Origin of the sequence: Allomesorhizobium camelthorni (assembly GCF_011045125.1) — a bacterium.
Taxonomy (GTDB): Bacteria; Pseudomonadota; Alphaproteobacteria; order Rhizobiales; family Rhizobiaceae; genus Allomesorhizobium; species Allomesorhizobium camelthorni.
Map to the genome: position 1 here is coordinate 1 of NZ_JAAKZF010000047.1, position 14,011 is coordinate 14,011.

Sequence of the window (14,011 nt, forward strand, 5' to 3'; positions counted from 1 at the left end):
GGCTCCGGATTTGCAATGCTAACGATTGCGTCATATTTTATTTTTGGAGAACCGTTCCAGCTGTCCAAATGGATTGGCCTCGGCCTTGTCTTGACCGGTATGATTTTTCTGGGGCGAGGGGGCTGAAACGGGCTTGCAGGCACCCGCTTTCATATTCGTTTGGCGGCTCAAAGCGTTTCGATCTCCGCAAGCCTTTGCATGGTCTTGATTTAGCGGGCGCGGGCGGTCCGTTGGCAAGCGCGCTCCGCGCAGACAGGCAGGTACCATCAGGTTCCGTCGTGTGCCTCTGTCGATCGATGACGCCGGTTGCATTCTACGGACAGACGGTCCTGGCGGCAGGCTGCGCGGAATCAAAAGGCTCGAACGTGAACGCAGTTTTCATCTGAGCAACGCACTGCAGCTGGAGGCGCATCTCATGATTGTGGGCTCCGGTGCGGCCGGTGCCACCAGGAAGCGCGTCAGCGGCAGTCACCTCATAATGACGCGCGGATCTGCCATCAAAAGGATCTGCCATCAAAATCTAACTGTTAGATCTGCCTTGATGCCGTTATCGCTCACGTCGCCCAAAAACTGGCCGGTGTAGGACAGGCCGAGCTTCGCGTTGGCACCGATGCCGACGTCGAAGCCTGCCTCGACGACAAGTGCATCCTTGTGATCGGCAAGCCTTCGACCATGAACGCCCGGCCGCCGGCGAAGGCGAGGATCTGTTCCGCCGTGACATCGCCGAAGGCATGACCCCATCCGCGGCGTCTTGCGCGGCTTGGGCCTGAAGATTGGCCCGACGACACCGAAGACGTTCGAGCAGCGGGCTGGCGAGCGTTGGCCCATCACCACACGCTGCAGCAGATTGCAGAGGCTCTTCTTCAAGGTCCGCGCGGTGCTGCTGGGTGACGATCGAGAAGCTTATTGTCGACCTGGCGCGGGGTAATGGGCCGGTGCGCATTCTGATGAGCGTGCCGGGTAACCGAGGCGTGCGTGTGGCGCTCTATGAGGCGGCCAAAGTAAGGCCGAGCCATTCACCGGGCGCGTCAGCATCAAACCCTACAAGTGGACCAAGTCCGCCGACGAGGTCCTCTCATCAGTCAAACGCTTCTGCCAAAGAACAGAACAGACCTCGTGGCGACCTTTAGATTCACGTGACAAGGCCAGATCACAGGTTGGCTAGCTCGATGAGCTTTCGAATGGCGTGCTTAGCGAAGTATCGTGCGCCGCTCGGGGTTAGGTGAGCCGCATCATAGAAGAGGGGGTTCTGCTTTTCATCTAGCACAACGCACTTATATTGGTCGGGGCAAACTGACGAAAAGATGTCCAGATAGCGATTGCCAAATTGCTTAGCCAGCATCTTGTTTATGGAGAGAGTTTCCGAAGGCTTGTACTGCGCAGCCAAGCTCCCGAGCCCATCCAACTTCCCGTTCATGTTAACGAAATCGATGCTGCTCTTGAGAAGGTTCTTTCTACCTAGGACATATACGCGAGATGGGCTGATTGACTCAATTTTGTCGGCGGCGGCACGCATGCGCCTCGCACCGAATCGTTCCCATAGGAACGCGACGATAACCACATCCGCCTGTTTGAGTGCGGGGCTGGAAAGGAACGCGTCGATTCTCTCTTTGCATTTCTGCTCAAGGGAAGGGTCTGATGATGTGTAGATATTTTCTTGGTTCCAATACTGCGGATTATCGGCGTATGGAGTGTTGCAGCCATAGTTGAACGCATAGGTGACTATGTCGACGTTCCGCTCATGGTTTCCTTCCAACAGGATGTTCGTAAAATCAGCTGACTGGCTGTCTCCTACGATAAGGATATGTTTTCTGCCAGGCTTAAAGGTGTTGCCGCTCAGGCGGATGTGATTCGCCCATACGTATTTCGTGAGAACATCTATATCGTAGCTGTTCACTCTGCGAAGCGTTTTTGGCAATCGCCAGGTCCAGCCTTTTGTAGCCCAGCTTTGCCATGACGGCGCAACAATCAGGGCGGCGGCCAAAGCGGATATCGTCACCAGCCGCTGGCCCTGCAAGGCATGGGAGTATCTTAGCGGACGTTCGATGAAACTATGCAGCAAATAGCCAAGGAGTATCGAAAGAGCGATGGCGGCAACGCCTTGGAACGTGTCGAGGTCGCGTCCGGTTGTATGGAGCCAAAAGACGACAATGGGCCAGTGCACGAGATAGATCGAATAGCTTGCTCGGCCAAGCAATTGCGCCGGTGCCGTTTTAAACGGCAAGGCAGCGACGGCTTTGCGCCCGCCGTAGATCATCATCGCGGCGCCTAGAGTTGGGAGCGCCGCATGCCATCCTGGGAACGACGTGCCGGCATCGAACTGAAGAACGGCGTAAAGGACTGCCAAGCCGCCGGTCGTGTACGCAATGTCGGAAGACAGACGCCTTGGCGTCTTGGCCCATACGAGGGCGGCTCCGCAGGCAAACTCAAATATGCGAAACGGTGTCAGGAAGAACGCTGCCGTCAAGTCAAAGCGCATAGCCAAAAGGCATGCCGTGAAACTGATGAGACCCAACACGGCGACGGCCAGAAGGGCCAATCGTCCCTTCCGCATCAAGGCGGAGATTATGGCCGGCCAGATCAAATAGAATTGTTCTTCAACTCCAAGCGACCAAGTGTGCAAGAGTGGCTTGGTCGTTGCGGCAGCATCGAAATAGCCGCTTTGCATCCAGAAATAGATGTTCGACAGCGACAAGATCGCCATAGCGGAAGAGCCGGAAAACCCGCGAAAGTCCTCTGGCCCTTGGATGAATGCTGCACAAACGAACGTGACAAAGATCGTGGAAAATAGCGCTGGAAAGAGCCGGCGTGCGCGTCGGGCGTAAAAGTCGGAAAAGCTGAATGTTCCGGCGCGCACCTGTTCAACAATCAGCTTTGTAATCAGATAGCCACTGATCACAAAGAAGACGTCGACGCCGACATAGCCACCGGAAAGCGTTGAGAACCCTGCGTGGAATAGGACAACAGCAGAAACCGCAAAGGCGCGAAGCCCATCAATATCGGGCCGGTAGTCGAATCGATTCATTCGTGCGTCTATGCCCGGCCTCGGTTGTGGGATCAAGGCGTTCCGCTAGCGGCCTTTGAGCAGCCTTTTTCCAGAGATTTCCTGAACTTGCCCGCTAGAGCACGTCCGGGGATTGATGAATCGATTGTGATGTGACGCGAAGCGGTTTGGCTGATTCAACGTCCACTTTCATGGAGGTGGACGATGGCGAGAGCACTTGGTGAGGATCTGCGGTCACGTGTCGTGAAGGCTGCGGGTGAAGGAGCATCGGCCCGGCAGGCAGCGGCTCGGTTCGGTGTCGGAATATCGAGCGCGATCCGCTGGATCGGCAGAGCCCGGATGGGCGAGACGACACCACGACCGCAGGGACGACGGCGCGGCTCGCGTCTCGACGCCCATGCCGACCTCATCGTCGGGATGATCGAGGAGCGCAAGGACATCACGCTGAACGAGATGGTGGAGCGGCTCTTGTCCGACAGCGGCTTGACCTGTGCTCGCAGCCGACATGCTCGCGGCCGGAGAACCTGCCCGAGCTCAAGACGGCCGCCCGGCTCGGCGATGTACTGTCGACATGTGGCTGTCGACCTAATCCCCGCGAGCGCGGCGACTTCATCCGCCTGGTGTTGATCAAGCCGCGATGGCCCCCCATGCAACCGCTGTCGCAGTCCTCCTCTCGGTTGCGGCCTCCAACGGGGTGCATGGGCTCGGCTCAGCCATCTCCGTTTTTGCCGTCAACCGACGGACCCGTTCAATTGGATTGAGGCTTAACAAAAAGACCCGGCACAATCTGGCGGGATGGGGTGCCGGGTCTTTAAGGTCACATTCGATTGGGCAGGTGCAGTGACGCTTCCCGCCTACGCCCCGCATGATTGACGAGCGGTTAACTGCGGGCATATTCTCAGCTTCTATTCGGCGATAAAGGGGCGGAAGGAGCGGGGATCCTGCGGCGTGCCTACTCACGCTTGCCCGCATCGAAGAGTGTTTCGACCAGATACTCGCAACAGCCGCGGCGATCACCGATCAGTTCGAGCAGGCGTTCCTTCTCATGGTGCAGCGTCCATATTTGCAGCCGTTCGATGACGTGAACAAACGCGTGTCGCGGCTCTCGGCGAATATCCCCCTGATCAAAGGCATTCTCTCGCCGCTCTCCTTCGAGGGCGTGTCGTGCGGCGCCTGTGCTGACGCAGTTCTGCATCAATGAACTCAACAAGACGGAGCGGCTGCGCGACGTATTTATCTGGGCGTACGAGCGTTTCGCCGCGCGTTATGCCGCCGTCCGGCAGTCGCTCGGCGAACCCGACCGCTTCAGGTTGCGGCACAGGGCGGCGCTGCGTGAAGTCGTCGGCGCGGTTGTTCGTCAAGCGGGGCCAATGCGCGGCGCCGTCATGGTCCGGACCCTGATGGACGGCCATCGGCCCGACGTCTGGTGTTCCGATCGCTATGCCGCGCAACAAGGGCACGCACATGCGCATCAGACCTGCCTGGCCCATCTGGGCCCGCGACGTCGCCTATGCTATGCGCAGACGAGGCAAGTTAGGACATGCTGCCCTCACGGCTTCTCCACCACAACGTCGTGCGATCTGGCCCGCGACACCCAAAACAAGTGCAGGCGAGCTCGCGATCAACTTTTGACCTTTGCCCAATGGCCAGGAATGGTCGACGCGACGAACAACCGATGCGAAAGGGCGCTCAGACCCGCCGTCGTTCAGCGAAGGGTCACCAACGGCTCTCGCGCCAGTGGGCCGCACAGGGCGAAGCCGACATTCGGACGTCGTCGATACCGCGCGTCCCATCCCGGGCGCGAATGTCTTCAAAATCATCCTTCAAACCGTCAGCGGCTGATATCGTGATGAGTGAACCGGCCACCCTGATCTTCCGGGTCTCTCTTCGGGCACGGCTTTATCGGGACATCGAGGTGTCGAGTTCGAGCACCCTAGCGGATCTGGCCGAGGCCATCGTAGTGGCATTTGGCTTCGACATGGACCACGCCTACGGCTTCTATTCAAAGCTGACGGGAAAGCTGTTCGATTCGCCCCGGCGGTTCGAACTCTTCGCCGACATGGAGGGGAGCGGCTCTCGCAGCGTGACAGGCACACGTGTCACCACAGCCTTCCAGAAGGTGGGCTCGGCAATGACCTTCTTGTACGACTACGGTGACGAGTGGCGCTTCCGCGCTGAAGTTATTGGAACAGGGCAGGCGCTGCCCGATGCCAATTACCCGAGGATCGTCAGCAAGATCGGCAAGGCTCCCCGGCAGTACCCGGATATCGACGACGCGTAACGACGCGCCGTGTCGCATCGAGAGGGCGAGGGGGTGGGCAATTACCTATGATGCGTCGACTGCTGTCGACCCCAGACGATCCTGCACCGGCATACGCGTCTCAGCTTGGTTGCGATTGGACGAGCCTAACAGGGCCCGGTTGCGTTGTCCGATGTCGGACATACGACATAGCAGTGTTAATGTCATCGTATTGTTTATACGCGATTTTTTCCTTTGGCACAGGGCGTGCTTGGTTATCCGCAAACGTGTCATGGACTGAGGAGAAAGGCCTTGTCGCAAAATGATCGGCAACGTCTATCCGGCATGGGTGTGCTCTCGTTTCAGGGAGCTTGCCAGTCGAAGTAGTGCATTTAAGACCTGCCGACTACCTCAGCCGGAATACTGCGATGATCACCAGGCCTGGGCTGCGGCGATATCTGCGATTCACGGTATTCTTTTCTCGTGCGACCTGCTCGGCACGAACGGGGCATTGTCCCTGCACTTCAAGAAATACGTGGATTTCACCGCTCTCGAGGCCGAATTGGAGAAAGCGCACAGCCGCGTTTCGGGCGTTTTCCGAGGATGTCGCCATGGGTGCCTATCCGGGAGCCAATCACTAGGCGGGATATGGATGATGCCGTTGGAGCGCTTCCTCACCCGTAAATATTTCGAGGTGACCTACGGCGACGGCCTCATCCCCTTCGACACGTGGTTTGGCACCTCCCACGACGGATCGGCTGAGAGCGAAACCGGATGCAGGCCCACTACGAGAAGAAGAAAACCCGCATGTACGCCAAGACGAAAGCAAAGGCGCGGACCTGGCCCCCTGCCCACAAAGAAGGGCAATCTAAATTCCCGAAAAAGGGAAGTTCCGTGCACGGCGCAGGGAGATCATTAATGAAAATCCTATTCAGTACGATGGCTGTCCCCTTGCTGGCAGCCACCGCTTTTGCTGCGGATTCGATCCCCGCAGACCTCAGAGAAACGGCATTGGCCACTTTCAAGGCTTTGCCATCCACCACGCCGGCAGTCGCTAACAACCCGATCACACTGGAGAAGATCGCCCTCGGCAAGGCACTGTTCTTCGATCCACGCGTCTCGGCGTCAGGCGTCGTCTCGTGCAACTCGTGCCACAACTTGGCCACCGGGGGCGACGACAATCTTGAAACCTCGATAGGCCATGGTTGGCAGAAGGGACCGCGCAACGCGCCGACGGTACTGAACGCCATCTTCAACATCGCGCAGTTCTGGGATGGTCGCGCCGAAGACCTGAAGGCACAGGCCAAGGGACCGGTCCAAGCGGGTGTCGAAATGGCCAACACACCGGGTCAACTCGTCGCCACGCTCAAGTCGATGCCGCAATATGTCGGCTGGTTCAATGCAGCTTTCCCGGGTGAAGCCGATCGCGTCACCTTCGACAACTTCGCCAAGGCAATTGAAGCCTTTGAGGCGACACTGGTCACGCCGGCCCCCTTCGATGCCTTCCTCAATGGCGATGACGCCGCCATGACCTCCGAACAGAAACAGGGCCTGACGCTTTTCATGGACAAAGGCTGCTCGTCCTGCCATGGCGGAACCAACGTTGGTGGGGAAGGCTATCACCCATTCGGCATTGTCAAGAAGCCCAACGCCGACATCCTGCCGGAAAAAGACAAGGGCCGCTTTGCCGTCACCCATGCAGCCGAGGATTCTTATGTTTTCCGCGCCGCGCCGCTGCGCAACGTCGCACTCACCGCGCCTTACTTTCATTCGGGCAAGGTTCGGAATCTGAAACAGGCCGTCGCCATCATGGGGACCACCCAGCTCGGCGAAGAATTGAAGGAAGAAGAAGTGGACCTGCTCGTTGCCTTCCTTAACTCGCTGACCGGAAAGCTACCGGAAGTCGCCTATCCGGTCTTACCCGCCGAAACGGCGACAACGCCTCGACCTGTGTCGCAGATATTAGGAAAATAGATGGCCGGAGCTGGTTACGGAAGGTCGCGATCAAGAATGATTGCGACGATGCCGACAAGATCTTGCCGCAGGCAGGCCTATGCATTTCCAACGGCGGTGGCAGGTGCGTCGAGCTCGGGGGATCGAGGCTTCTGTCTCCCATTTACCTGGAGCAATTCGTCACCGCGCACACGTAGGCCCTTTTTGCCGAGGCTATTTCCCGCTCCGCGGTGACTTCGCGCCTTCTGCAGGAGATTCAGGTTCAAGATCCCGCATCAGCACCGCAGAACCTCCTTTTTTCCTAGATCGGGCGCAACGAAATACATTTCGCTGCACGTGTCGCGAAAACAGAACGGACCACGCACGGCTCCCCATCCAGAGGTGGCTTAAAACGGTTCGTGTCGATCTTCTCAGCCTCGCCAAGTCACTTTGTTCGGACTGATTGCCGGTGAGCTGGTTGCTATGGAGGCTTCCGATCTCAAGCTGCGCTCCAGATGGCATATGCACCTGGATGGATGTCTGCTTTTCCGCGGATTGCGTCAACGCTGCGTGCCGCCTCGGAGGTAAGATTCATGTTTCACCACAAGCGGCACTCTACTGGGAGGTCCCGACTACATCCCCTGGTCGAGCAGCCTGTGTCGACCGGTGCTCCGCCTCAGCAAGCGGATGGCGTGGGTGGCCGCTAAGCCCTGCGGTCAACAAGGACTTACAGAACGCAGGGGTGAGCTTGCCGCGGTGGATTACGACGTTCTCATGACCGATCGCAGCCCGGGCGTCCTGCCACTGCCGATTGTGGCCGCGCTGTTCATTGGATTTGACGTGGCAAGCGGCGAAGGCGGCGTCATCCAGCGTTGCCAACTGCCCCGCATGTACCGGCCGCTTCGTATGGATGTGCACCCACATCGGATTCGGCATTGCACCATTGCGCAGCGCCTTGGGTTGCAGCCTGATCTCGAACAGCGCCCCTGGCTCCCCCTTCAACGCGCGCGGTCGATCCGCAGGCGTCAACTCCTTGGCCTCCCGCAAGTGTTCCAGGTACTTCTGCGACGGAAATGCGTAGGTCTTCATGCAATCGATCGCAACAGTGACCTTTCCCTCATTCAAAGCCTTGGCCAGTCCCCGCGCCTCGGACAACATCACCGTGAGCCGGACTGATTTGTCGTGCACTTCGCGCACCTGCGCAGGCGTGAGCAGGCCGCGTCGACGAGGCTCCTCCAACGCGTCTAGACAGGCCTGCATCTCGGCGGCCTGGGCCTGCAGGCGATCGACCACAGTGCCCACTACGTGATCGGCGTCCTCGGGTTTCATCTGGCGCGCTTGCGAGACGGTCCTTTGCTGACCAGCCAGATCGAACCGCAAAAGTTCGTCCAACCGCTTGAGCAGTGGCGTCAACGCCTGCATCGACGGCGGTGCCTGCCAGATTGCCAAGTGTGCCGCCGCCGCCGAAGCACTCGCATGCGCCTCATTCGCGCTCACGAGCTTCTTCGTACCCAGATCCGAGCGCACGAGAACCTTGGCTGCGGGCGCCGTGTCGCCGTCGTTCGCAGCGACTTGCGGCGCGGGCTGCCCGGCGGCCGAAGCCCCGGCGCCAGCGGCCGGCTTGCTCTTGCCTTTCCCTTTCCTGCGCGCTGCGGTGCCTTCGGCCATTGCAGCCTTGCCGGCAGTGTTGGCCGTTATCGCAGCGCCCGCGTCGGCCGGCGTTGCAATGATTGCGGGCGTCTTCGGCTGCAGCGCCAGGAGGCGCATGACATCGTGCGCAGTGATCCACGCGTCGTCCACGGTCTGGCCCAACAGTTCCAGTGGGAGGCCGGCACCTGTTCGGTCATCGCCTAGCTTGGCAAGCATGTCATGCAACGCCAATCCAAATTCCGAAAGCCGCTCCATGACTCCTTCCAGAACGGCGCAGTGCTCCGCGTCGAGTGGGCGCCCTTCGCGGCGAAGAACAGCGTCATACGTCGAGATAAATGCCGGAAAAACGTCGCCGATGAAGGTTCCCAGCAGACGCACCCGCCCGTTCTCACCGATGAGGGTCTCTCTCACGGCTGCTTCGAACGTGCTCGCCAGCGGCTCAATCTCGACCTCCGCGAGAGCGACACGCGATTGCAGCTGCATGACCTTCGTGTACAGTGCCCAGCCGGTGTGCAGCCGCAGCGTGGCCTCGTCGCGGCGCCGCATCTCTGCCGTTGTACTTGGTATGTTGACAGTGGCGGCGCAGGCCGACCGCGTCCATTCGCAGCGCCGAGCTTTTTTTTCCCACCACTCCATGCAGGCGACATGGTGCTTCGCCACACTGGACACCACCCGTCTCATCTGGTCGGGGGGCGTGTTGGATCGGGGAATGCGGTGGAGCACGATGGCCGCGCGCATCCTGCCCCTTTCCAAGGCGTCGATAGTGTCGGCGGCCAGTTGGTTGCATTGGTCCGCCGCATCGAGCACGACGTCGCGGTATTGACGGGCCTCATCGTCGGACAGAATGCTCCGCGCCACAGCCGGCGGCAGACTCGCGTAGTGGTCCAGAACTGTTAAGCCTGCCTTGACGAACCGATCGGCCAGCTCTTGCCCCTCCTCCGGGGTCCGGGCTTGCGCGGCCGCATCACGGCAAGCGTCAAGTTCCTCAAGCAGGCCGTGCATTCGTCGCTTGGCTACGTTGTTTTCTTCGCCTGTCAAGGAAATGGGGACTGCCACACCCGAGGTTGGCGGCTGGCTGGCGACCGGCGCCGCGTCTCCACCTTCCGACACTGAGGGAGAACCGCGCCTCCGCGCAGTGACTGCACGTGGCGCAGCGGCTGCACGTGGTGCAGCGCCCAGGTTTCGGTCTGCGCCAACGGAGGGACTGGAAGACCTGTCGCCAAGGGCATCATCGGCACCGCGCGCAATGTGAGCTGAGGACGCCCCTCTTTCTAGAGCCACAGAGCGCATCCGCTCCACGACGGAATCGAACGATTGACTACCTTCCCCAGGGGCTAGACTTGATTGCGAGCGCGAACTGTTCAGTCCCCACATGCTGTCGGCCCCACCATTCCCAGTACGCGATCTCCCAGATCGGCCAATGCCCGTCATATTCCATCTCCGATATAGGCGAGAATGCGCCGCCTATAGTGTTTGGGGGCGGCAGATGTCGCTCAGCCGTGGTATCAGGGCTTTAGCGCATAAGTGCAGTCGCCCAGATGGCGTATGGCGTCTGAGGACCCGCGGCATGTTTTCGTCAACCGTTCACGGTCGGCCCGGACCCACGACGGCGTGGCCAATCCTGGCCAAAGTACACGTCAGCAGCAGCCCAAGATCGGCCGAGACACTCGCACGCGATCGCATCACGCCGCACTCGCCGTCATCGGTTTTGCAGAGACAAAGGGGAGATTTTATTTGCAAGCTGCCATTCACCGGCACTGTTTTTCGTCCACTTACGCCGAAGATGAGCTGCGTGTGGAACCTCCTCCGGCAAAATGCATCTGGGCAAACATGTTCGCGAACCTTTGGCTTCCTGCATCCGTTTGCCCGGCGGCTCCCGACTGATTCGTATCGTCAGCCTCGCCATTGCGCGTATAGTAGACATCGGACGAGCCACCAATTCGACCATACATGATGATTCGCACTCCTGCGTTTCCATGGGTTCAGGCGGGTGAGGCGCGGCAGGCCTAGATAGACCGCTTGGCTGACGAATAGCTGACGAAGGCGTTCTCCCGGACGCACAAAGAAAATCCGGCCTGGCTCAAACGTTAACGATTAATAAAATCAGGCTGCGGCCTCCACCGACCGGCGACGGCCGCAGGTCAGGCCGCCTGGGCCTGCGGTCGGGCGCTGTCACGTCATCTGTGGAGCGTTTGAGCAAGCTGGGACGAAGAGATTACGGAAGATTGAGAAGATCGAGACGAAGCGCTGCAGGCTTCCCGGCGAACGAAAGCTTGCATCGTCCACTCCCTTTTTCGCAGCGGCACGTGGGAATTCTCGGCCCTGTTGTTGAGGCCCCTGCGCGCGCGGTGCTCGACATCCGGCATGACCTGCCGTTTCGCCGCTCCATAGGAGCGTAGCTTGTCGGTGATGATGCGCTTTGTGCCGGACCATGTTTCTTCAGCAGCCTGGTGAGCAGGCGCCTGGCGTCCTTGGTCTTGCGGCGGCTCCGGACGATCTCTTCGAGAACATATCGGTCCTGATCGCAGCCCGCCAACCAATGTTCCTTGCCGCGATGGTGATGACGACTTCGTCCAGGTGCCAAACATCATCGGGGCTGGGCCGCTTCCTGCGCAGTCGTCGAACGTACGCGGACCGAACTTCTTTCCCCACCGGCGGATCGTTTCATAGGAGACTACGATCCCACGCTCCAGAAGCATTTCCTCGGCCAGGCGCAGGCCCAAAGGGAATCGGTAATAAAGCCACACCGCATGGGCGATGATCTCGGCGCGAAAGCGGTGGCGTTAATAGCTGATGTGCATGAACCGGCGTCTACCCAGAGCCTCCTCACAAGAAGTACCGTGACAACGCCTTTGTTTCAGCGCGAGAGCAGTGCGCTCTTTTGATGCGGTCGGCTGCCGATTCCCGAATAGGCGACCCGGGTCGGCCAATACCGGTCATGATCTACCGCCGACGCAGACGAGGTGCGGTATCCTTAGTGTTGTCGGTCATCCATAGACGCTGGGTCGTCGAGCGCTCCCTGGCCTAGTATGATGAACCGCAACCGCCGCCTCTCCTCGCGGCCACCGTCGATTCCGGCGTGGCCCTCTGCCTGATGTCCACGCTCCCCATCAACGGAGCGTGAGCTTCCGAGCAGCTGACGAGTTTTAGAAGGATGGCAATGATTCATTGGAACCGCGTTTTTCTCCCCGAAGCTTCGTCGGTGCCTTCGCGCAGCTTAGACGACGCCCACCTTTCAAGGTCACGACAGTTGATCCGGCCTGCAGTAGAAGCGCACCGCCTTCACCACACCTCGCGGCGAAAATGACGCCAGGAAAGAATCTGCCTCAACAAGGGAGGTCAGATCGCCGCAACCGTGATTTTGCGACAGCGCCGTTTATTTACTGAGACTCGTCAGCTTGTCGAAAGCTGGCGGCTATAGCTTGAGGATGTGGATGCCTGCACGGCGTCACCGCCCGATGACGAAAATGAAGATAAACGCCGGAGAACCTGATGGTCGCAGCAATTGGAAGTGGAGTTGGCGGCGTCGGCGTTTCCTTGGCCCGTTCGGGGGGGCATGGACATTCGAGTGGACAACCCTCGCACGCATCCGGCAGACCTTCTGATCACAACAAGCCGGCTGATCAGAGCAAGCCGGCTGATCAGAGGAGGCCGGCTGATCAGAACGGGCCGGTTAGCAGGCGGGATCGGGCGGATATTCCGACCAATTCTGGCGATGGCTCGCAAGTCGTGTCTGAAGAAGAATACTTCCAACTGGTTCTCACTGCCGTTGCGTGCACCATTATGAGCGAAGTCATGGCTGAAACCGAGGACGCTATGGCAGAAACTGAAGAGGATGCCTGACGCTGGATGGTCCTCGTCAGGAGGTAGCGTGCCGTTGATGGCGGCACAAGTCGAACAGAAAGGGAAACAATATGCCTAATCTCATCGGTGGAGTTGGTACCGCTGCTAGTGTGGCTGGTACTGCTGCTTCGGTTGCTGGAACCGCAGTCGCCAGAGGCGCCGGGGCTGGTGCGTTCCAGTCGCAGATCGCGGATCTAGCGGCGGTTAGCGCGGAGGCCACGGCTAGGAGTATGCAGCTGCGCACCGTTACGATGCAGCTCCAGACAATCAAGAAGGCGGCCGACGAACGCGTCCAGTAATGTCGGAAGCGGGGCTCAGGTAGCCTCGATCGCGTCCCTTGGCGGCGCGATGTGGAGCCGAAATGAGCCGCACGGCAATTGCCGTGCGGCTTCTCTCCTCTGTCGGAAGATCATCCTTGAATGACGCTGTTTCCCTACATTTCGAAGTTCTGTCGGGGCTCTATTGCGGACTGACCGGTAAGGCTGCTCTAGAAACGAGCGTAATCGGTAGTGGCCTCGATGCCGATATAATTTTCGTGGAGCAAGGACTCGCGCCGCATCATCTTCGTATCACTCTTCTTGGAAATTCGATCGAGGTCGAGGCCCTTACAGCCGGCTTCGGCGTGGAGGGCAACGGCAATATTGCCGCAGGCGAGCGCGTTGTTGTTCCTCTTCCAGTCGCCATACATGTAGGCGCGATGTCCATTCTCTGGTCGGTACAGGGTGCAGCGCCAGCTGGTTCGATCGGCACACCACGTCTCTCTATACCTGTATTAGCCTTCCTGCTGCTCGGCTCTCTCGGGATCGGCGCGCTGTCGGCCATTTTCTCCTACTACGGCAACGCTGGTGCATTGAGCGCCAATTCACCTAGTCCCGAACGTGAGTCCAAGCCGAGCAATAACCGCGCTGACGATCAGGCTGCGGTGGCAGCGGCCAAAGACCTGCAAGAGGAAGTCGATAAGGCGGGCCTGCTCAATATTAAGATCGGCTCCGCAAAGGGTGTTGTGACCGCTGAGGGCACCGTCGCGTCTTCATCGGCCACCAGTTGGCAGAAGGCGCAGCAGTGGTTCGATCATCGCACGGAGGGCGCTCTAACACTGGTCAATGGAGTGGTCATCAAAGAGGAGAAGGCGCCGTCCGCAATCGCGGTTGAAGCGGTTTGGCGTGGGTCCTCGCCGTATGTTGTCATCGATGGCGAGAAGTATTTCGTCGGCGCCCTTTTAGATGATGGATGGACGGTCGATCGGATCGAGGACGGCCGCGTGCTGCTGAGCCGAGATGGCCGCCTCGCTGCTCTCCCTTATTAAAAGTTTCCAGGTTCGCAGGCCATAGTATGGAGAGCTC

General features: G+C 59.3%; 7 protein-coding genes and 3 pseudogenes. 6 read left to right on the plus strand and 4 right to left on the minus strand.

The window, feature by feature from the left end; all coding sequences use genetic code 11:
• Positions 1–1,150: 1,150 nt before the first annotated feature.
• Positions 1,151–3,025, minus strand: a complete 1,875-nt coding sequence (locus tag G6N73_RS24365) for an acyltransferase family protein (RefSeq protein ID WP_165032372.1) — start codon at positions 3,023–3,025, stop codon at positions 1,151–1,153.
• Between the two features lie 183 nt (positions 3,026–3,208).
• Between G6N73_RS24365 and G6N73_RS24370 the strand changes: the two are divergent.
• Positions 3,209–3,505 (plus strand): annotated as a pseudogene (locus G6N73_RS24370) (IS630 transposase-related protein); the annotation flags it as partial.
• A 451-nt stretch (positions 3,506–3,956) separates the two neighbouring features.
• Here G6N73_RS24370 and G6N73_RS24375 read toward each other — a convergent pair.
• Complete coding sequence (locus G6N73_RS24375; protein ID WP_165032374.1) at positions 3,957–4,199, minus strand: hypothetical protein; 243 nt, start codon at positions 4,197–4,199, stop codon at positions 3,957–3,959.
• A gap of 151 nt (positions 4,200–4,350) precedes the next feature.
• Between G6N73_RS24375 and G6N73_RS24380 the strand changes: the two are divergent.
• The 3 genes and pseudogenes from G6N73_RS24380 to G6N73_RS24390 form a co-directional block, all read left to right on the plus strand.
• Positions 4,351–4,846 (plus strand): annotated as a pseudogene (locus G6N73_RS24380) (IS66 family transposase); the annotation flags it as partial.
• A 7-nt stretch (positions 4,847–4,853) separates the two neighbouring features.
• Positions 4,854–5,285 (plus strand): plasmid pRiA4b ORF-3 family protein, encoded by a 432-nt coding sequence (locus tag G6N73_RS24385; protein WP_165032378.1) that lies wholly within the window; start codon positions 4,854–4,856, stop codon positions 5,283–5,285.
• Positions 5,286–6,161: 876 nt separating this feature from the next.
• Positions 6,162–7,217 carry a cytochrome-c peroxidase gene (locus tag G6N73_RS24390; RefSeq protein WP_165032423.1) on the plus strand — a complete coding sequence of 352 codons (1,056 nt, stop codon included), beginning with the start codon at positions 6,162–6,164 and terminating at the stop codon, positions 7,215–7,217.
• A gap of 573 nt (positions 7,218–7,790) precedes the next feature.
• On the opposite strand, the gene G6N73_RS24395 is transcribed toward G6N73_RS24390, so the two are convergent.
• Together G6N73_RS24395 and G6N73_RS24400 are read right to left on the minus strand one after the other, a co-directional pair.
• Positions 7,791–10,256, minus strand: a complete 2,466-nt coding sequence (locus tag G6N73_RS24395) for a hypothetical protein (protein WP_425484130.1) — start codon at positions 10,254–10,256, stop codon at positions 7,791–7,793.
• A gap of 771 nt (positions 10,257–11,027) precedes the next feature.
• Positions 11,028–11,587: pseudogene (locus tag G6N73_RS24400) on the minus strand (IS6 family transposase); the annotation flags it as partial.
• A 730-nt stretch (positions 11,588–12,317) separates the two neighbouring features.
• On the opposite strand from G6N73_RS24400, the gene G6N73_RS24405 reads away from it, so the two are divergent.
• Together G6N73_RS24405 and G6N73_RS24410 are read left to right on the plus strand one after the other, a co-directional pair.
• Positions 12,318–12,668: a nodulation protein NopC gene (locus G6N73_RS24405; RefSeq protein ID WP_085984034.1), complete on the plus strand. Its 351-nt coding sequence runs from the start codon at positions 12,318–12,320 to the stop codon at positions 12,666–12,668.
• 415 nt (positions 12,669–13,083) lie between these two features.
• Entirely contained in the window at positions 13,084–13,974 is an 891-nt protein-coding gene (locus tag G6N73_RS24410; protein ID WP_165032425.1) for a SctD/MshK family protein, read from the plus strand.
• Positions 13,975–14,011 lie beyond the last annotated feature (37 nt).

What these genes read in the sequence shown, in the direction of transcription:
- G6N73_RS24390 (WP_165032423.1), top strand. Translation starts at nt 6,162, where the DNA reads ATGAAAATCCTATTCAGTACGATGGCTGTCCCCTTGCTGGCAGCCACC.
- G6N73_RS24365 (WP_165032372.1), bottom strand. Translation starts at nt 3,025, where the DNA reads ATGAATCGATTCGACTACCGGCCCGATATTGATGGGCTTCGCGCCTTT.
- G6N73_RS24405 (WP_085984034.1), top strand. Translation starts at nt 12,318, where the DNA reads ATGGTCGCAGCAATTGGAAGTGGAGTTGGCGGCGTCGGCGTTTCCTTG.
- G6N73_RS24375 (WP_165032374.1), bottom strand. Translation starts at nt 4,199, where the DNA reads ATGCAGAACTGCGTCAGCACAGGCGCCGCACGACACGCCCTCGAAGGA.
- G6N73_RS24385 (WP_165032378.1), top strand. Translation starts at nt 4,854, where the DNA reads ATGAGTGAACCGGCCACCCTGATCTTCCGGGTCTCTCTTCGGGCACGG.
- G6N73_RS24395 (WP_425484130.1), bottom strand. Translation starts at nt 10,256, where the DNA reads ATGACGGGCATTGGCCGATCTGGGAGATCGCGTACTGGGAATGGTGGG.